Origin of the sequence: Nonomuraea sp. NPDC050643, assembly GCF_040654715.1 — a bacterium.
Classification (GTDB): domain Bacteria; phylum Actinomycetota; class Actinomycetes; order Streptosporangiales; family Streptosporangiaceae; genus Nonomuraea.
The window spans coordinates 25,284-43,891 of record NZ_JBFAIM010000089.1; the positions used below are offsets into that span (position 1 = coordinate 25,284).

The window sequence follows — 18,608 nt, forward strand, 5'->3', positions numbered from 1 at the left end:
CCGTGCACAACTCGGAGGCAGGGATGCCCGTCTTCATCACCGAGACGCCGACGGTTCGCGGCACACGTCGTCAAGGGGGCGAGATCCCCTATCTTCTGGTCAATCCGCCGCTGACCGACCCCACGCAGCCGTACCACTCGATTCCTTATCTCGTGGGCGCCGCCCGGGCCGCCGGCTTCACGGGAGAGCGATGTGTCGATGCGAACATCGAAGCCCTGAACCATCTCGCGCGGCCGGAGAACGTGGCGGCCCTGCTGGACCGCGCGGCCGCGGTGCGCAGGCGCGTGGAGTCGCGGCCCGCTCTCACCCGGCTGGACGAGCTCGAATATGCGGCGTCCCTCGCGGCCGAGGCCCTCACCCCGGACTCGGTGGCCAGGGCGATCGAGGTCTTCAAGGACGAGGGCTCCTTCTATCACTATCCGACCTACCGGCAGGCGGTCATGGTGATGAAACTCTGGCAGGAACTGCTCTGCCTGGACGGAGCTCCCAAGAGCATCAGCGACTTCGAGATCCTGCCCGGCGGCGTCGTCAACCTGTCCTCCTACCAGGACCTGTGTGATCCCGCGGTGATCGACCTGTTGACCCACCCCTTCGACCCGTACATCCGCGGGCCGTTCGCGGAGGTCGTCCGCGAGCGCCGGTGGCGGGTCGTGGGATTCTCGGTGAACTTCACCAGCCAGCTTCCCGTCGCCCTCCGGCTCGCGCGGGAGGTGCGGGAGGCCATCCCCGACGCGGTCATCGTCTTCGGCGGGACCGAGGTCTGCGACGACGTGCGGCTGGCCCGCGCGCCGAAGAACTACTGGAAGCTCTTCCAGGACGCCGACATCATCGTGCCCGGCGAAGGGGAGTCGCCGTTCTGCGACATCCTGGGTGCGGTCCGGGACGGCCGGGGCCTCGGCGGCATCCGCGGGATCCTGACCCGCGGCGAGACGCCCGACACGCCGCCGATCAACTACGAGAACGTCGCGGCGCTGCCGACGCCCGCCTACGACGTGTGGCGGTGGGAGTCCTACTGGACGCCCGAGCCCGTGATCCTCTACAGCCCGACGCGCGGCTGCTACTGGAACAAGTGCACCTTCTGCGACTACGGGCTCAACCTCGACCGCCCGACGTCACCGTCCCGGGAGCGCCCGGTCGAGACGGTGATCGAGGACCTCGGCACGATCTCGGAGATCGGCCGGACGGTCTACTTCTCGGTCGACGCGATGTCACCGAAATACCTCCGCCTGCTCAGCGACGCCCTGGTGGGCGCCCCCGCGCGCATCCGATGGAGCGCGGAGTTGCGGCTCGAACGCACCTTTCCCAAGCGCGACATGGCCCGGCGGCTGAGGGACTCCGGCTGTGTGGCCATTTCCTTCGGCTACGAGTCGGGGTCGCAGCGCGTGCTGGACCTGATCGACAAGGGGGTCGACCTGACCGGCGTGCCCTCCATCCTCACGCACCTGGCCGAACACGACGTGGGCGTGCAGATGATGGGCTTCACCGGGTTTCCCACGGAACGACTGGACGAGGCCGAGCGCACGTACGACTTCCTGATCGAGCACGAGGACCTGTGGGCGCTCGCCGGGATCGGCACGTTCTCGCTGACCCCCGGCTCCATCGTGGCCAAGCGCCCGGACATGTTCGACGTCGAGATACTCCCGCTGCCGCCGACTCAGGACATCGAGCGCTACCTGCCCTGGCAGACCCGTGTGGAGCGGTCGGGCAACTGGCCCGGCGAGATCGACCGGCGGGTCGGCAACCACCGGATAGCCGCGCTGAAGCGCACGATCGACGACCGGCCCTTCGTCGGCGGGATCGACACCGCGCACACGCTGCTCTACTTCGCGCGATACGGCAGGAGGCTCACGCCCGACGACTCGCTCGGCGAACCACGGGCCCACCTCGCACGGATCTCGCAGTGCGACATCCCCTTCGACAACATCGAGGACTTCGTGGCCTTCGAAGACCTCCGGGACGCGTACTTCCTGCTGCAACGCGACGGCGGGGCCACCAGCTCGTCCATGAGCACCTGGCTCGGCGAACCCGGCAAGGCGCAACGCGGCGCGGCCAGGGTCGTGGTCATGCCGTCGGGCACCGTCCTGACCCTCAGCGAGGAGGAGCGGCTCGTGCCGGGCGATCGGCTGCAGGAGCTGATCACGCTCGCCGCGCGGATTCGAGGCGAGGCATGAGTGGAGTCGAGGCGAGGCGAGGCATGAGTGCGGCGCGAAGGGCCTCCGGCGACATCCACCGTACGCGCCGCATCGGGCCGTCGATTGGTCTTAAAGTCACCATTGGTCTTAAAGTCACCACGCGCGGCCCTGGCGGGCTCAAGGGCCGCGGTCCGGCCCTCTCACTGCTCCCCGCAGGGCTGTTTCCCGCAAGAAGGACGAGATGATGCGCGCGCCCGCGCGATCCTGCGTGAGGTTCTTGGTGCGCGCCCATGCCCGCAGCGCCTCCAGATCGGGGATGCTCAGCGTGACGATGATCTGCTTCACCGATCCTGGCCGGGGCCCGTGCCCGTTCGGGCCGCTCCCGCCCTCGTCCTCGGGCCGGCGATCGGACGACCGGAAATAGTCCGACTGCTGGGCGTTGGACATGCCCGACACCTCGGCGGTGAGCTGCCGGAGCCGGTGGCCGTCGATGGGGTCGGGCCCGAAATGGTCCTCGATCCTGATCGCCGTCCTGAGATCGAGCTCGCCGTCTCTGACCAGCTCCTTGAGAGCAGGCCTGAGCCGGTCGAACTTCACGTACCGCCGCACCCGCCCATAGGGCAGCCCGAATTTCTCGGCGACCGCCTTGATGGACCCGTACTTGTTGTAGAGAGCGGTGCAGGCGTCGATGAGGTCGAGCGTGCCGAGATCGCGACGGATGAGGTTCTCGCTCAGCGACAGAGCGCTCGCGACGTCTCGTTCCGGACGCTCCTCGATGATCGCCGCCGTGATCTCCTCGGCGCCGAGCCTGCGCATCGCCAGCCAGCGCCGCTGGCCGGCCAGGATCTCGTAGTGGCCGTCCCGGCCCGCCACGGGAGCGACGATGATGGGCTCGAGCTGGCCGTGGACGCGGATGTTGTCCGCCAGCTCGGCGATGTCCTCTTCCACCTCGCGGGTCCGCACCTGCTGCGCGCCGAGCACGAGCCTGTTCAGCGGGACGTTTTCGACTCTGTTGAACGACACCACTTCGACCTCTCCACTCCTCGCCTCACGGAGCCCTGATCGCGGCCGAATTTGTCATCCGTCGATGACAGCCGGTTCTCAACGCGTTGCCACCGGACCCCGCCGGGGCAGGAGCGGTTTTCAACCGGGTAACACCGGTGCGCCGCTCTCAGGTGTTGCGGCGGATGATCTCCGGCGTCGGCGGTAGCGTCTCCGTGTCGAGCAGGCGCCTCTCCTCGGCTCCGATCAGTCCCAGCTCGTGGAGGATCGCTCCCGACGTGCGCCGGCACTCCCGGGCCGGGCCCGGCTCGCCCATGTCGTCGTAGGAGCGGCTCAGGCCCCACCAGTGCTCGGCTTCGTCGTACGTGCCGGACCGCATGGCCTCCCGGTCGGCCCGCAGGGCTTCCTCGTACAGGCGGACCGCGACGTCGGGTTGCCCCTTGAGCCGCCGGGCCTCCGCCAGATTGCCCAGGAGGCAGCCCAGGCCGAAGGGGCTGTCGGTCTCGCGGTGGATGGCGATCGACTCGCTGTGCACCTGGATGGCCTCGTCGAACCGGCCGGCCTTCTGGTAGGTGAGACCCAGATTGCTCAGCGTGATCCCCTCGTTGAACCGATCGCCCTGCCTGCGGTCGAGCGCGAGCGCCTGCTCGTAGCAGTCGATGGACTCGTCGAACCGGCCGAGCAGCCCGTACGCGCCGGCGAGCCGATCGAGCTGCGACGACTCACCCCGCAGATGCCCCAGGCGGCGGTAGGCGTCGAGGGAGCCCGTCAGATGGGTGATGGCCTCACTCAGCCGGCCCAGATGCGACTGCACGTCACCGAGGTCGCCGTAGACGATCGCATGATGCAGCAGATCACCGGTACGGCGCGCGGCCTCAGTCGCCAGCGCGCCCAGAACGAGCTGCTCCTTCCAGAGCCGCTGATAGCCGAGAGGAAGATAGAGGGCCGCGGCCAGCCCGACCGCCAGCGACGGGCCGTCGTCCAGGTCCTCGGCGGCCTGCCGCAGCACCGTGGGGAAGTTGGCCGTCTCCGCCTCGATCCAGTCATGGATCTGCGGGTGGCCGTCGAGGGACATGCCCGGCCGGCGCAGATCCTGTGGCCCGATGTCCGCGCGCCACGCGGCGTCCGGGTTGGCCCGGACGCACGCCGTGCGAGCCGTCGCCAGGTACCAATGCACCGCGTCGCGTAGCGCGCCCACGCGATCGTGCGGGGCGTCCTCCTCATGGGCGCGTTCATAGGCGAACTGGCGCAGCAGGTCGTGCATCCGGTAGCGGCCGGCCACGTGATTCTCGACCATGTGCAGGTCGACGAGATCGTCGAGGAGTTTCTCCGCCCGCCTTTCCGGCAGGCCCGCCAAGGCGGCGACGACGCTCACGCCGGTGTCCCGATTGGCGAGCAGGCCGAGGCGCCGGAACAGCAGAGCCTGCTCGGCGTCGAGCTCGTCGTAGCTGACGGCGAAACTCGCCTGGATCGCGCGATCGCCCACGTGCAACTCGGCCAGCCGGTCCCGATCCGTGGCCAGCCGGTCGGCCAGGGTCTGCACCCGCCAGGCGGGGCGGGCGTTGAGGCGCGCCGCGGCGATGCACACGGCCAACGGAAGGTGGCCGCACCGCCTGACGACGTCCTGCGCGGCCCCGGCCTCGGCCCGGACGCGGTCGTGGCCGATGAGACGCGAGAAGAGCGTGAGGCTGTCGGCCTCGGGCAGGAAGTCCAGCCGGAGATGGGTGGCGCCGTCCAGCTCGGTGATCACTTTGCGGCTGGTCACCAGCACCGCGCTGGCCGCGTGCCCCGGCAGGAGATGGCGTATCTGCCCGGCGTCCGACGCGTTGTCCAGCACGATGAGCAGCCGCTTCCCCGCGGTCAGCGAGCGGAGCTGGCCCGCGGCCTCCTCCGTCTCGACGGGTATCAGCTCATCGTTCATCCCCAGCGAACGCAGCAGGCGGGCCAGTGCGGTGGCCGGGCTGACCGGCCTGGTGTAGGGCGTGGAGCCGTGCATGTTGATGTACAACTGCCCGTCGGGATACCGGTGCGCGACCTGGTGAGCCACGTGAATCGCCAGGGCCGACTTGCCGATGCCGCTCCCTCCGGAGATCGCGGTGACCGTCGGCAGGTCCCCGTGGTCCGCCGTCAGCAGCCGGCACAGCCGCTCCACCTCACACGTGCGCCCCGTGAACGTCGCCACGTCCATCGGCAGCTCGGCGGCGGCGGGCCTGGCCGTCGCCGGGCGGCCCGACCGGGATGAGCCCGGCCCGGCGTCCTGCCGTACCGGCACGTGGTCGTCCTGCAGCACCTGCGCGTGGGCGGCGCGGAGCTCATCCGAAGGGTCCACGCCGAGCTCCTCGGCGAGCCTGCGCCGGATCTTCTCGAACCAGCGCAGCCCCTCCGCCCTGCGCCCGGTGGCGGCGAGCAGCCTGATCAGCCGCGCCTGCAGCGGCTCCTCGTAGGGCGTGCTCACGGCGAGATCCTGCACGTGCGGCAAGGCGACCGCCGGCTTTGCCGTCAGGAGCGCCAGATCGGCGGACCTCGACGCACAGGCGATGCGGGCACGGTCCAGTCGGCGGATCCCGGCGTGCGCCTGGACGCCGGCGGGCGCACCGTCCAGCACGGCGCCGCGCCACAGCCTGAGCGCCTCCAGCAGCAGCTCCAGTTCGAGATCGGGATCCGGCTCCTGGCCGGCGGCCCGGTGCAGGCGAAGGAAGCGCTCCGCGTCCACGTGCCGCGGGTCCACCTGGAGCGCGTACCCGCCGGACGTGGTGTGCCTGACCGCCTCCGCCAATCCCGCCTGCTCCAGCAGCCACGACCGCAACCGCGACACGGTCGTACGCAGGGCGCGCACGCTGGCCTGGGACGTTCCCCACACGTGGCTCAGGAGCTGCTCGTCCGTGACCTGCCCGCCCGGGGACAGCAGCAGGACGGCCAGCGACCAGCGCACGTGGTGGCCGGGAAGCGGGACTTCCCGGCCGGAGACCGTGATCTCCAAAGGCCCGAGGATCCGGAAGTCAAGAGAGAGGTCACCACGGTCAGCGGCCATTCGGTCTCCATACATCGGGGGATATCGGCTCCCTTAACGACCATGACACGAGTCAAGATCCGAACCAAGTGGCGACGACCGCGGCCGGTCGCGTCCGGGAGGCGGCGTTCCGCCGGCCCTTGCCCTTCGCGCGGGGAATCTTGAAGCAGCCGATGGTTCTCGCTTGCGCTATTTCGAGCAGGACAAGCATCGAGCCAGTGAGCCTGCTGCGGCCCCGGAGTCCGGCCCCGCATTTCGGCCACCGCAGACGTGAAGGAGCGCAGGCGATGCCTGACGAGGACGAGAACGCGCCGCAGGGTGCTGACAGAGCGCAGGATCCGATCGTCGAGAAGTTCCGGCCCGATCCGGCGCAGGCGCCCACGGCGGCTCTGCACATGACCGGCTTCCTCGGGGACAGTGACCGGCCGGACCGCCGGCGGCTGTACTTCACGCGCGAGCTCGACTACTACGTGGAGTTCCACGTCGACGACGTCATCGACATGACCACCGTCGCCGGCGAGGAGGAACCCTTCCGGGGCGAGGAGGCCACGCGGGTGTCCCTGCGTCGCGAGGCGGCGGTGGAGTTCACGCGAACACGGACGGCCCGCGCTCTCGACGAGTTCGACCTCGATGTCCGGTTCGGCCGGCCGAAGAGCGGCCAGTGCATCCCGGGCGTGACCGACTCCCGCGAGCACGGCTGCGGGGAACCGACGACGCCCGGCGGAGGAGACTGCGTGACGCCGGGCACCTGTATGGAGACCTGCCAGACCTGCTTCACCAACTGCGGATCCTGCTACGAGACCTGCCTCATCCACACCAACTGCGGTAGCTGCGTGACCTGCGACCCCTGGTGCGGTGGTGACCGGTGAGCGCCGTCACGTCCCGGCAGACGCCGACGTGTGACGCCGCCTGGCACAGCATGCTCGCCCCCGACCGGCAGGCGGCGGTCCTGCGGATCGCCCGCGACGTCGCCGCGCGGGTGACCGACCCGGGACGCATAGCGGCCACGCTCTCCACGTCCATGGAGCAGACCCGGTTCCCGAAGACGCTGGCCCGCAGGCCCTACGCGGTGGCGGACGGCGACGCGGGCCTCGCGGTGACCTGCGCCTATCTGGACGCGTGCCTGCCCGGAGAAGGCTGGGACGCGGTGGGCCACGAGTTCCTCACGGCGGCCACGGCGGGCGTGGAAGCGGCGCCGGCAGGCATGTTCGGCGGGTTGAGCGGGCTGGCGTTCGCCACCGTGTCGCTGAGCCGGGACGGGGCACGCTACCGGCGGATGCTCGCCGCCCTGGACGACGCGCTGGCGCCCCGGGCGGCGGCGATCGGCACGCGGCTCAGCGAGACCTCCGAGCCGGGCCCCGTGAGCGCGTTCGACCTGATCTCCGGAGCCGGTGGCATAGGCGCCTACCTGCTGACGCGCGACCCGCACGAGATGCTGCCGGAGATTCTCGGCGGGCTCGTGACGCTCACCCGGGAGCAGGAGCCGCCCGGCTGGATGACCCCCTCCCACCTGATGGGCGACGAGGCGATGGCGCGGCTCCACCCGCACGGCGCCCTCGACTGTGGTCTCGCGCACGGGATCCCCGGACCTCTCGCCCTGCTGTCGCTCGCCCTGCGCGCGGGCATCGAGGTCCCGGGCCAGGCGGATGCCGTCAGACGGATCACCGACTGGCTGGTCGCCCACCGCGTCCGGGACGACTGGGGAGTCGACTGGCCCGCGGTCGTACCGCTGACGGCCGGCGGACGACCCGGCCGGGCCGCCTCGTCACGGAGCGCATGGTGCTACGGGACCCCCGGGGTCGCGCGCGCATTGTGGCTGGCGGCGCAGGCCCTGGACGATGGGGTCCTGGGGGAGCTGGCGCTGGAGGCCCTGGACGCCGTCCTGCGCCGCCCGGCTCGGCTGCGCGCGATCCCCTCGCCGACGTTCTGTCATGGGGTCAGCGGCCTGCTGCACGTCGTGCTCCGCTTCGCCCACGACACCGGCCTGTTCCGCCAGGCGGTGACCGAACTCGTGGACGAACTGCTGGCCGCCTACCAGCCCGAGCGGCCGCTCGGCTACGCCTCGTTGGAGCCGCAGGGCAACTCCGTGGACCGGGCCGGGGTCCTGGACGGCGCGGCGGGCGTCGTCCTGGTGCTGCTGGCCGCCGCCACGGACGTCGAACCGACCTGGGATCGGCTCTTCCTCCTCTCATGAGCCGAGCGAACCGGAGTCTGTACACGCCGATGGACTGGGCGCTGGTACGCGCCCCGCTCCTGCCGGTCGGCGCCGCGGCGCAGGCGGGCCGACCCGGGGATCCGGCCTGCCTGCTGCCCGGCGACCCGGCGGTGGTGGCGGCCGTCCAGGTGGCGAGCACCGACCTGGCCGCCGCGCTGGCGCGAACGGCGCCCGGCCATCCCAAGGCTCACCGGATCGGCCGCAAACTGCTGCGCTACCTCATTCGCATGAGCACGCGGCCGACCCCGTTCGGCCTCTTCGCGGGGGTCGCCCTGGCGGACTGGGGGCAGTGCACCGACCTCGCCCTCGCCAAGGAGGCGCCGCGCACCCGTACCCGCCCGGACATGGGCTGGCTGACGGATCTGGTCGCGGGCCTCGAGGACGATCCCGAGATCCGTGCCGGGCTGCTTCTGGTGGCCGATCGATCCGTGCTGGTCCGGGCGGGGCGGGCGTTCTCGGCCGACGGTGCCGCCTCCGTGCGCGCCACGTCGGCGGTACGGCGGACGCTCGCCCTCGCCCGCGCGCCCGTCTCGCGTGCGGAGATCGCCGAAGCGCTGATCACGCTGCCCGGCGCCACGCCGGAGAAGGCGGACCGGCTGATCGAGGACCTGCTGAGTCAAGGGTTCCTGCGCCACGATCTGCGTCCGCCGCTCACCGGCGATCCCCTTCGTCACGTGCAGGAGCGGCTCGCCGGCCACCCCGTCGCAGAAGACCTCGCCGGGCTGCGCAGGGCCCTGCGGGAGTGGGACGCCCGTCCGCTCGAAGAACGGGTCCGGGCCTGGCCACCCCTGCTCGACCGGGTCGGCACGATCGCGGTCGCCACCGACCCGCGCAACCTCCTGCAGACGGACCTCGCGCTACCGCTGGCCGGCACCGGCCTGAGCCCGCGCGTCGGCGCCCAGGCGGCCGTGGCCGCCGAACTGCTGCTGCGACTGACGCCGTACCCCGCGGGACCACCCCATCTCGGCGCCTACCGCCGAGCGTTCGAGAGCCGGTACGGCGCGGACCGCGAGGTCCCGCTGCTGGAGCTGGTGGATCCGGACTTCGGGCTGGGCCGCCCCACCGACGGCGGCAACGGGACCCCCGCGCCGACCGCCCGCCACCGGCTCCTGTCCGAGCTCGTCATGAACGCCTGCCGTGACCGCCGCACCACCGTCGAACTCGACGATGACCTGCTGAGACGCCTCCAGACCTGGACGCCGAATGCCGCCTTCGCCCCGCCGTCCCTCGACATCGCGGTCCTGGTGGCAGCGTCCTGCGCCGAGGCCGTCGACAAGGGCGACTTCCTGCTCGTCGTAGGCCCGAACGTCGGCGCGAACGCGGCCGGGCGAACCCTCGGGCGCTTCGCCGACCTGCTGGGTCCCCGGGCGGTGGCCGCGCTGGCGGAGGCGGTGGAGGCCGAATCCCGGCATGTGCCCGGCCGCCTCCTCGCCGAGGTGGTCTACACGCCGGAGCGAGCCCGTTCCGGCAACGTCGCCATCCGCCCGTCCGGTCATCGCCACGAGATCCATGTCGGTCCCTCCACCGGCGTCTCGGACGAGTGGCTCGTACCGGTCGAGGAACTGGTCGTGGGCCTGCGCGACGGCCTCTTCACCGTCCGGTGGCCCGCACGCGACGTGGAGGTCGTCGCCACGCAGTGCCACATGCTCAACCCGGCGCACGCGCCCCCCGCGGCCCGCTTCCTGCTGGACGTCGCCCGGGACGGCCGGAGCGTGTTCACCTCGTTCGACTGGGGACCGGCCGCCGGCCTTCCGTTCCTGCCACGGATCCAGCGGGGCCGCATCGTGCTCTCCCTGGCCCGCTGGCGGGTCGATCCCGCGGCCCTGCACGACGCGCACAGCCTGGCCGCCTGGCGGCAGGCGCACCTCGTGCCCCGCCACGTGTACCTGGGCGGTGGAGACAACCGGCTGCTGCTCGACCTGGACGACGCCGAGCAGGCCGAACTGCTGCGCATGGAACCACCCGGACGTCCCGTTCTGCTCCAGGAGGCCCTGCCCCATCCGGATCACGCCTGGCTGCCGGGCCCCGGAGGCGCTCACCTCAGCGAGGTGGTGGTGCCGCTCGCCCTGCGGCGGCCACAACCCGCCCCGCCGGAGCGCCGGCGCTCCGGCCTCGTGCCTGCCCGGACCCGGGTGCGACCGCCCGGCAGCGACTGGCTCTACCTCAAGCTGTACGGCCCCCGCCGGTTCGAGGACGAGCTGATCGCCGATGCGCTTCGCCCGTTGGGGCAGTTCGTCACCGGAGCGGGGCTGGCCGACGGCTGGTTCTTCCTGCGTTATTCCGATCCCGACCCGCACCTGCGCATCCGGTTCCACGGCGACCCCGCCACACTGCTGGGCCCGCTCATGCGTCACGTCTGCGACTGGGCGGCCGATCTGATCTCCGCGGGCGCGTGCAGGACGTTCGCCTTCGACACCTACGAACGCGAGATCGAGCGGTACGGCGGCGTGAACGCCATGCCGGCCGCCGAGGGCGTCTTCACCGCCGACAGCCCGGCCGTCGCCGGCCTGCTCGCCCTGTCCAGAAGCCGCGGATTCCCCTACGACCCGACCACGGTGGCCGCGCTCAGCGTCGACGACCTGCTCGACGGCCTCGGGCTCGACGTCGAGCAGCGCACGCGCTTCTACCGTGACGGCGTCTCCCCGTCACCGGACGGCGGCAGGGAATATCGCGAGCGCGCCCGTGAGCTGCGCCGGCTCCTGCGCGATCCGGGTGCTCTCGCCGCGACACCACACGACCGGGCCCTGATGTCGCTGCTCACCACCCGCCGTCAAGCCCTGCCGCCCGCCCGACCTTCTCCGGACGTGTGCCGCAGCCATGTCCATCTGCACTGCAACCGCCTGCTCGGCGCCGGTCACGCGCTCGAACACCGCGTCCTTGAACTCCTCCGCCGCACCCGCGAAAGTCTCCTCCACACGGCCGGCGGCCAGGCGGCGCCGCGGGCCCACCGTACGCGTGCCGGTGAGCCATGAGGCCGGGCCCGTCGTCCTGGCGCGACGCCGAGGCTGTCGAGCCAGTCCGACCAGGCGACGAGCCCTTCGCGCCCCTCCACGGTCAGCGAGATGTGGTCGAGGCCGGTGCGGCCCTCGTCGAACTCCTCGTCCCTGTTCACGACGTTGTGGTGCAGGCCGATGGCCAGGCCGGTGCGGGGCTCGATGACGAGCTCCGCGTACCCGGTCCACTCGCGGCCGTAGTGCGGGAGCCTGCCCTGCACGAGCCGGGCCTGGAAGACCTTCTGGTACAAGGCCACGCTGGCATCGAGGTCCCTGACGGTGAAGGCGAAATGGTGCAGACCGGTGAAGGTAGGTGCGACGGTGTCACCCATCTGGGGCTCCTCATCCCTGGCTCTCGTCGGTCCGGCGGTCAGGCGGGGATCTCGGCGGTGACGGTGAGCGCCGCGCGGCCGAGGATGTGACTGGCGATGGTCCAGCCCAGCCAGCCAGGAGTGGCGTCGGCATGGACGCCGATGGTCTCGACGTCGAGGGCGTGCACCACGATGACGTAGCGGTCCGGGCCGCCGCCCGCCATCGGGGCCGCTCCCATGAAGCACGCCGCGCGGGTGTCGTTGGGCAACTGGTAGGCGCCCTTGGGCAGGCCGGAGCCGGCCTCGTCCCCCGCTCCCTCAGGCAGCTCCGTGACGGTGGCGGGAATGTCGACGACGGCCCAGTGCCAGAATCCGGAGCCGGTCGGCGCGTCCGGGTCGAGGATCGTCACGGCGTAGCTCTTCGTCCCCTCCGGGGCGCCGCTCCACGACAACTGCGGCGAGACGTCCCTGCCGCCCGGGACGCCGGCGTGCATCTGCGCGGGCGGCCAGGGAGCGCCGTCGGTCACCGTGGTGCTGGTGACGGTGAAGGAAGGCACCTCGGGCAGGCGGGCGAAGGGGTCGTTGCCTTTCATCCCCTTGATCTTCGCGGCTACCGGTCGGCCGGCCCGATGATCGGTGTGCGTGGTCATGATGAAACCCTTCTTGTGCCGCGTTCCGTCCGGTCGGCGGTCAGGCCGACGTGCAGCCGGATCAGCCGATCCAGACGGTCTTGAGGTTGCAGAACTCCCGGATGCCGTGCGCGGAGAGCTCGCGGCCGTAGCCGGAGCGTTTGATCCCGCCGAACGGCAGCTCGGGGTAGGAGACGGTCTTGCCGTTGATGAAGACCTGGCCGGCCTCCAGGTCGGAGATGAACCGTTCCTGCTCGGCCTCGTCGTCGGTCCAGGCGTTGGAGCCCAGCCCGAAGGTGGTGGCGTTGGCGATCTCCAGGGCCTCCTCGATGTCCGCCGCCCGGTACAGCGAGGCCACCGGGCCGAACACCTCCTCCAGGTAGATGCGCATGTCGCGGGTGATGTCGGTGATCACCGTGGGCGGGTAGAACCAGCCCGGCCCGTCCGTCCGCCGCCCGCCGCACAGCACGGTGGCACCGGCGGAGACGGCGTCGTCCACGAGCTCCTCGATGTCGGCCCGGCCCTGCTCGGTGGCCACCGGCCCGACGTCGGTGGACGCCTCGAAGGGGTCTCCCACCTTCAGCTCGCGCATACGGGAGACGAACCTCTGGGCGAAGGCGTCGAAGACGTCGGCGTGCACGATGAACCTCTTGGCCGCGATGCAGGACTGCCCGTTGTTCTGCACACGTGCCTCCACCGCGGTCGCGGCGGCGCGGTCGAGGTCCGCCGAGGGCATCACGACGAACGGGTCGCTGCCGCCCAGCTCCATCACCGTGTGCTTGACCTCGTCGCCGCAGATCGCCGCCACCGAACGGCCGGCCGGCTCGCTGCCGGTCAGCGTCGCGGCCACCACCCGGGGGTCGCGCAGGATCTGCTCCACCCGCCGGGAGGAGATCAGCAGCGTCTGGAAGCAGCCGTCCGGGAACCCGCCGCGGCGGAAGACGTCCTGGAGGTAGAGCGCGCACTGCGGCACGTTGGAGGCGTGCTTGAGCAACCCGACGTTGCCCGCCATCAGCGCCGGGGCGGCGAACCGCATCACCTGCCACATCGGGAAGTTCCAGGGCATCACCGCCAGCACCGGACCCAGCGGCTGATAGCGTCCCAGGGCACGCCTGGCCCCGACCTGTGACGGGTCGGCCAGCGGTTCGTCGGCCAGGAACTCGGCCGCGTGGTCGGCGTAGTACCGCATGCCGTGCGCGCATTTGAGCGCCTCGCCCCGGGCCGCGGTCAGCGTCTTGCCCATCTCCGTGGTCATCAGCTCGGCCGAGAGATCGGCCTCCTTCTCGAACAGGTCGGCGGCGGCGCGCATGCACTCGGCCCGTTCCTCGAAACTCGTGGTGCGGTAGGTCCGCCACCGTTCGTACGCGAGGCCGATCTTCTGCTGGACCTCGGCCTCGCTCAGCTCTTCGAAGGTCTTGACCGTCTCCCCGGTCGCGGGATTGATCGTGGCAATGGCCATGACTGGCCCCCCTCCGCTCGTCTGAGCACTCGCTCGGCCGCCGGTGCGGCCGTCGATCGGGGAGCACCCAGACACCGGCACTCTGGTTCAGCCTAGTGACGCGGCAAAGGCACGGTGCCATGGCGAGGTAACGCCTTATCCCCATCTGCACAAGCGATCCGACCTGGGGTTTACCGGCTGTTTCGCCCTGGCGTCAGCCTGGGCCGGTCTCGCCGCGCCGGCGATCGACCGGCCGCCCGAAAGGCAAAGCCGAGATTGCCTGGTGTTTCGTCTGTTTTATGGAGATTAGCGCTATTTTGAGGGCGTACGCGAACCTTACGACCCTGTAATTCGAAACAGGATGAAGGAGGCGTCATGATGCGCGCAGCACGGATGCACGGATACAAGCAGCCGTTGCAGATCGACGACGTTCCGGTTCCGGAACCCGGTCCGGACGAGGTCCTCATCAAAGTCCGGGCCACGGGAATGTGCCGCAGCGACTACCAACTCCTCGACGGCTACTTCCCGCTCGACATCGAGTTTCCCTACATTCCCGGCCACGAGGTGGCGGGCGAGGTCGCCCAGCTCGGCTCGGCCGTTCCCGCCTCGGCCGGCCTGTCGGAGGGGGACCTGGTGGTCGTGGATCCCGCCTGGGGTGACGGGACCTGCCGGCAGTGCCACGAGGGCAACGAGCAACTGTGCACGGGAAGCGGAGGATGGATCGGCTTCGGGCCGCCCGGAGGCTTCGCCGAGTACGTCACGGCGCCCAGCCGCCACCTCATCCGCATCGACCCTGAGGCGGGCCTGGCACCTCAGTACCTCGCGCCCCTGGTGGACGCCGGGCTCACCCCGTACCGCGGGATGAAGAAGCTCCGCGCCGCCGGACGGCTCGGGCCGGGGCGCACGGTGCTCGTCAGCGGAATCGGCGGGCTCGGCAGCTACGGCGTGCAGTACGCCCGGCTGCTCGGCGACGGAGCCACCGTGGTCGCCTTCGCGCGCAGCGACGACAAGCTCACGGTGGCGAAGGAGAACGGCGCCGACCACACCGTCAACACCCGCGGCAAGACACCCGACCAGGTACGGGCCGAACTGACGGAGCTGACCGGCCGCGGCGAGATCGACGCCGCCCTGGACTGCTCCGGAGCTCCGCAGTCACTCGAGCTCAACGCCTCGCTCCTGGCGGCCGAAGGGAGCCTCGTGTCGGTGGGCCTGATGGGTCAGCGCGTCGAATTCCCGCTGTTCCTGTTCGTCTCCGGCGAGCGGAGCTTCTCCGGATCCTTCTGGGGGAACTACAACGACCTCACCGAGGTCCTCGCCCTCGCCGCCCAGGGGCGCATCAAGCACACCGTCACACCGGTCAAGCTCGACGACATCAACGACAAGCTCGACGCGCTGGCCCGAGGCGAGGTGATCGGGCGTCAGGTCGTCGTCTTCGACTGACGGTCGACGCGGGGTCGTCACGGGGTCGTCACGGGGTCGTCACGGGGTCGTCGCGGGGTCTCCGGCTTGCGGGCGCCTCAGCCGGCGCGAGCGCCGCGGCGGCTTCGGCTCGGCGGTCTCCTCCCATGTCACAGAACGACCGGCTGTCTCGTCTCGGGGGTGTGGAGGAGTCGCTTCCGAGCGCCCGCGCGGGCGTTCCCGGCCTCTGGCGAACCACCCCACAGGACACTCGGGCACAACCGCGAAGGACAGCCGCCATGCGTATCGCAGTCTTCGGGGCCAATGGCTCCACCGGCCGCCTGCTCACCGCCCAGGCGCTCGCCGCCGGACATCAGGTCGCCGCGGTCACCCGGCGGCCGGACTCCTACTGCCGTCGGTCACCGAATACACCCTCGTCGACAGCCACGCCGACGGCCGGTTCACCGCCCGTGCGGACCTGGCCGCGAGCATGCTGGCCCTGCTGAACGGCGACCGTTACCTCCGCGCCACCGTCAGCGTCATCACCACCGTCGACAACCCCACCCTGCTCCAATGGATCCGCCGCGAAGCGCTCGCCAAGAGCTGAGCCGATTGCCCGTATACGAATGATAGTATTCGGGTATGCCCTTGACCGCGGTGGACAATCCACTGACTCTGCGACTGCTCGGCCTGCTGGTGGAGCGGCCGATGCACCAGTACGCGCTGGCGACCGCGCTCAACGAGCGCCACCCGTACCTGAACGCCAAGAGCGGCTCCGTCTACACGCTCGTACGGTCGCTGGAAGCGGCCGGTTGGGTGGCCCCGACCGGGGTCGAGCAGATGGGCAACCGCCCGGCGCGCACCGTCTACGCCCTGACCGAGCAGGGCTGGGACACCTTCAGGGAACGGGTGCGTCGGCAGATCCGCGAGGCCAGGGTGACCACCTCGGCGTTCGTGGACGCCCTGGCCTACCTCGGCGCGCTCGACCGGGACGAGGCCCCGCACGTGCTGCGCGAGCGGCAGGAGTCGCTGCGGGAGCGGATCGCGGAGCTCGAACGGGCCGGTGACGTCGGCCTGCCGGAGATCACCATGATCGAGGTCGACTTCGTCCTGCACCAACTGCGCGCCGAAACGGAATGGATCCGCGCCCTGGTCGCGCGCATCGACCGCGACGAGCTGGCATGGCCGGCGAAGGGACGGGCATGAGCGGATTGACGTACGGCATCTACGCCGCCCACCAGGTGGCCGCCACGACGGGCCCGCCCGACGACCCCGCGGCCATCGACGACCTGGTCGGCGGGCTGAGCGGCGGACGGCCCTTCGTCGTCCGCGAATACGTGCACTTCCTGGGAACGCCCGCGGACCCCGAGAAGGCGCGGATCCTGGCCCCCGAGCGGCGGATGCGCGCGCTGACCATGCCCGACGAGTGGTACGCCACCGGGAACCGCCGGCTCGACCTGGTCCTGTGCCACCTGCCCGCCGAGCGCGACCTCGACGGCTGGCTGGCCTTCATCGAGGGGGCCGTTCGCCGCTACGGGGCCATCGCGAGTTTCCTGCAGATCACCCTGGAGCCGAACTTCAGGCTGCCTTGGATCGACGGCAGTTCCCCCGGAGTCCTCGACGCCCTCACCACCGGGACGCGCCACGCCCGCCACCTGCTCGACGCGGCCGGGCACCGGGACGTCCGGATCGGCTTCTCCGTCGCCGAGCCACCCGAGTTCCTCGGCGGCGACGAGGAGTTCTGGGCGCACCTGGAGGCGCTCGCTCCCGGGGACTTCGCGGCCCACGTCGACTACGTGGGCCTGGGGCTCTACCCGGACGCCTTCTCGCCCGTGCCCGAACCCGCCCTGGCCGGGCTCACCGAGCACGCGCTGCGCCATCTGCGCGAGCAGTGCATGCCTCGCGCCCACCTCGGCCCGGACGTCCCCCTTCACGTCGCCGAGAACGGCACCCCCACCGGGCCCGGCCGCACGCCCGATGACCAGGCCGCCCGGCTCGACATCATGCTCCGTACGGTGGCCGCCGCCGCCACCCGCCACAACATCACTCACCACGAGGTGTTCGGCCTGCGCGACGCCGACTCCGCCCGCGCCGAGCCGACCGCCCGACTCGGGCTGACCACCAGCGACTACCAGCCCAAACCCGCCTACGACGGCTACCGCAAGCTGATCGCCGAAAGCTGAACGCGCGCCGACCCGGCCGCCTCCGCCCAGCGCGGTGAGCACTGGGGCAGAGGGCCGGTCAGGTGCTGCGGATCGAGTGCGGCGCCTCGTCGTGGGGGAGGGCGGCCTCCGCCCGCTTGAGCGCCGACAGCGCCGGGATCGTGGCCAGGAGCACGGTGGTCAGCGCGGCGATGCCGAGAAAGGCCGTCTGCACCCCGGTGGCGTCGGCGAGCAGGCCGAAGTACGCCGGGCCGGCGAGGTAGCCGAGATAGGCGACCGTGGAGATGGCGGACGTGGCCCGTCCGCGTGACCCGTCCGGCACGGGCCGGAGCCCGTGGGACAGCAGGGTGGGGAAGAGCACCGAGGTGCCCATGGCGGCGGCGACGATGCCGGCCAGTGCGAGCGGCAGCGTGGAGGCGTACGCCGTCACGACGCCTCCGCTCGTGGCGATCACGCTTGCCACGATCAGCGTGGTGATCGGGCGGCGTAACGTGATCGTGGCGGTGGTGAGACGGGCCAGCGCGGCCGTCGTGGCGAACGCGGCCGGCGCGACGGCGGCCAGCGCCGGCGAGGCGGTGAACGCGTCGGTCAGCAGCACGGCGGCCCAGGTCTGGTACGCGTTCTCCGACGCGAACGCCAGGGCGCCGATCGCACCGATCACGAGCAGGACGATCCGCAAGGACACGCGACCGGCCGGCGCCTCCCGGCGGCCCGGTGCCCCGGCGTCGCGGGCGGGGGCCGAGCGCGCCGCGGCGACGACGGCCAGGCCGAGAGCCGCGACGACCAGGGCGGCCGCGGCGAAGGTCACCAGCAGGCTGCCCGTCATCGCGGTGAGCACGCCGGCGCCCAGGCTCGAGACCGCGACCGAGGCGGAGAACGCCGCGTGCGAACGGGCCACGACAGGGCGTCCCGTCCACTTCTCGACCGTCGCCGCCAGCGTGTTGATCGCCACATCGGCCGCTCCCGAACCGGCTCCCACCGCGAGCATCCCGGCGCACAGCGCGGCGTAACCCGCCGAGGCGGCCGACAGCGCGACCCCCATGCCGCCCAGCAGCGCGAGCAGCACTCCGGCGACCCGCAGCCCGAGCGCGTCGACGAGCCGCCCGGTCAGCAGCATGGCGGGCAGAGCCCCGGCGCCCACGAGGAGCAGCGCGACGCCGAACTGCGTGTCGCTCACACCGGCCTGGGCGCGCAGCAGGGGCAGGCCGGCACCCCACACCCCCCAGAAGACGCCGAATCCGGCGAAGCCCAGAAACGGCGCCGCACGGAACACCTTGGAGGAACGAGCGATCACGGTCGACATATGTGTAACGCTACA

The 18,608-nt window shown here is 71.3% G+C and carries 13 protein-coding genes; 7 read left to right on the forward strand and 6 right to left on the reverse strand.

The window, feature by feature from the left end:
- Window positions 1-23: 23 nt before the first annotated feature.
- A complete protein-coding gene (locus tag AB0I15_RS59345) occupies window positions 24-2,171 on the forward strand; it encodes a radical SAM protein (protein ID WP_358117983.1) in 2,148 nt (715 codons plus the stop codon).
- Between the two features lie 138 nt (window positions 2,172-2,309).
- Here the strand turns inward: AB0I15_RS59345 and AB0I15_RS59350 are convergent, their stop codons facing one another.
- The gene (locus tag AB0I15_RS59350; protein WP_358117986.1) at window positions 2,310-3,155 is read right to left on the reverse strand and encodes a ParB/RepB/Spo0J family partition protein; all 846 of its coding nucleotides are present in this window, start codon (window positions 3,153-3,155) and stop codon (window positions 2,310-2,312) included.
- Between the two features lie 148 nt (window positions 3,156-3,303).
- Window positions 3,304-6,165 (reverse strand): tetratricopeptide repeat protein, encoded by a 2,862-nt coding sequence (locus AB0I15_RS59355; RefSeq protein ID WP_358117989.1) that lies wholly within the window; start codon window positions 6,163-6,165, stop codon window positions 3,304-3,306.
- A 266-nt stretch (window positions 6,166-6,431) separates the two neighbouring features.
- Between AB0I15_RS59355 and AB0I15_RS59360 the strand changes: the two genes are divergently transcribed.
- From AB0I15_RS59360 to AB0I15_RS59370, 3 genes are read left to right on the forward strand one after another with little or no spacing between them, the layout of a single operon-like run.
- A complete protein-coding gene (locus AB0I15_RS59360; RefSeq protein WP_358117991.1) occupies window positions 6,432-7,013 on the forward strand; it encodes a hypothetical protein in 582 nt (193 codons plus the stop codon).
- Window positions 7,010-8,338, forward strand: a complete 1,329-nt coding sequence (locus tag AB0I15_RS59365) for a lanthionine synthetase C family protein (RefSeq protein WP_358117994.1) — start codon at window positions 7,010-7,012, stop codon at window positions 8,336-8,338. Before AB0I15_RS59360 ends, AB0I15_RS59365 begins: the two co-directional genes overlap by 4 nt.
- Window positions 8,335-11,331 (forward strand): lantibiotic dehydratase, encoded by a 2,997-nt coding sequence (locus AB0I15_RS59370; RefSeq protein WP_358117996.1) that lies wholly within the window; start codon window positions 8,335-8,337, stop codon window positions 11,329-11,331. Before AB0I15_RS59365 ends, AB0I15_RS59370 begins: the two co-directional genes overlap by 4 nt.
- Here the strand turns inward: AB0I15_RS59370 and AB0I15_RS59375 are convergent.
- From AB0I15_RS59375 to AB0I15_RS59385, 3 genes are all read right to left on the reverse strand, one after another.
- Window positions 11,214-11,684 carry a VOC family protein gene (locus tag AB0I15_RS59375; protein ID WP_358117998.1) on the reverse strand — a complete coding sequence of 157 codons (471 nt, stop codon included), beginning with the start codon at window positions 11,682-11,684 and terminating at the stop codon, window positions 11,214-11,216. The genes AB0I15_RS59370 and AB0I15_RS59375 overlap by 118 nt on opposite strands.
- A 38-nt stretch (window positions 11,685-11,722) precedes the next feature.
- Entirely contained in the window at window positions 11,723-12,256 is a 534-nt protein-coding gene (locus AB0I15_RS59380) for a YbhB/YbcL family Raf kinase inhibitor-like protein (RefSeq protein ID WP_358118033.1), read from the reverse strand.
- A gap of 118 nt (window positions 12,257-12,374) precedes the next feature.
- Window positions 12,375-13,751, reverse strand: a complete 1,377-nt coding sequence (locus AB0I15_RS59385) for an NADP-dependent succinic semialdehyde dehydrogenase (RefSeq protein ID WP_358118001.1) — start codon at window positions 13,749-13,751, stop codon at window positions 12,375-12,377.
- 354 nt (window positions 13,752-14,105) lie between these two features.
- Here AB0I15_RS59385 and AB0I15_RS59390 point away from each other — a divergent pair, with 354 nt between their 5' ends.
- From AB0I15_RS59390 to AB0I15_RS59400, 3 genes are all read left to right on the forward strand, one after another.
- On the forward strand, window positions 14,106-15,170 hold the full coding sequence (locus AB0I15_RS59390) for an NAD(P)-dependent alcohol dehydrogenase (RefSeq protein ID WP_358118004.1): 1,065 nt from the start codon (window positions 14,106-14,108) through the stop codon (window positions 15,168-15,170).
- Window positions 15,171-15,770: 600 nt separating this feature from the next.
- Window positions 15,771-16,334 (forward strand): PadR family transcriptional regulator, encoded by a 564-nt coding sequence (locus tag AB0I15_RS59395; protein ID WP_358118007.1) that lies wholly within the window; start codon window positions 15,771-15,773, stop codon window positions 16,332-16,334.
- The gene (locus AB0I15_RS59400) at window positions 16,331-17,311 is read left to right on the forward strand and encodes a hypothetical protein (protein ID WP_358118009.1); all 981 of its coding nucleotides are present in this window, start codon (window positions 16,331-16,333) and stop codon (window positions 17,309-17,311) included. Before AB0I15_RS59395 ends, AB0I15_RS59400 begins: the two co-directional genes overlap by 4 nt.
- A 58-nt stretch (window positions 17,312-17,369) precedes the next feature.
- Here AB0I15_RS59400 and AB0I15_RS59405 read toward each other — a convergent pair whose 3' ends face one another.
- The gene (locus AB0I15_RS59405; RefSeq protein WP_358118011.1) at window positions 17,370-18,593 is read right to left on the reverse strand and encodes an MFS transporter; all 1,224 of its coding nucleotides are present in this window, start codon (window positions 18,591-18,593) and stop codon (window positions 17,370-17,372) included.
- Window positions 18,594-18,608 lie beyond the last annotated feature (15 nt).

Excerpts from the sequence above, each read along its gene's own strand:
- AB0I15_RS59390 (WP_358118004.1), top strand. The coding sequence starts at position 14,106 with ATGATGCGCGCAGCACGGATGCACGGATACAAGCAGCCGTTGCAGATC.
- AB0I15_RS59375 (WP_358117998.1), bottom strand. The coding sequence starts at position 11,684 with ATGGGTGACACCGTCGCACCTACCTTCACCGGTCTGCACCATTTCGCC.
- AB0I15_RS59395 (WP_358118007.1), top strand. The coding sequence starts at position 15,771 with ATGCCCTTGACCGCGGTGGACAATCCACTGACTCTGCGACTGCTCGGC.
- AB0I15_RS59355 (WP_358117989.1), bottom strand. The coding sequence starts at position 6,165 with ATGGCCGCTGACCGTGGTGACCTCTCTCTTGACTTCCGGATCCTCGGG.
- AB0I15_RS59345 (WP_358117983.1), top strand. The coding sequence starts at position 24 with ATGCCCGTCTTCATCACCGAGACGCCGACGGTTCGCGGCACACGTCGT.
- AB0I15_RS59385 (WP_358118001.1), bottom strand. The coding sequence starts at position 13,751 with ATGGCCATTGCCACGATCAATCCCGCGACCGGGGAGACGGTCAAGACC.
- AB0I15_RS59360 (WP_358117991.1), top strand. The coding sequence starts at position 6,432 with ATGCCTGACGAGGACGAGAACGCGCCGCAGGGTGCTGACAGAGCGCAG.
- AB0I15_RS59400 (WP_358118009.1), top strand. The coding sequence starts at position 16,331 with ATGAGCGGATTGACGTACGGCATCTACGCCGCCCACCAGGTGGCCGCC.
- AB0I15_RS59405 (WP_358118011.1), bottom strand. The coding sequence starts at position 18,593 with ATGTCGACCGTGATCGCTCGTTCCTCCAAGGTGTTCCGTGCGGCGCCG.
- AB0I15_RS59370 (WP_358117996.1), top strand. The coding sequence starts at position 8,335 with ATGAGCCGAGCGAACCGGAGTCTGTACACGCCGATGGACTGGGCGCTG.
- AB0I15_RS59380 (WP_358118033.1), bottom strand. The coding sequence starts at position 12,256 with ATGAAAGGCAACGACCCCTTCGCCCGCCTGCCCGAGGTGCCTTCCTTC.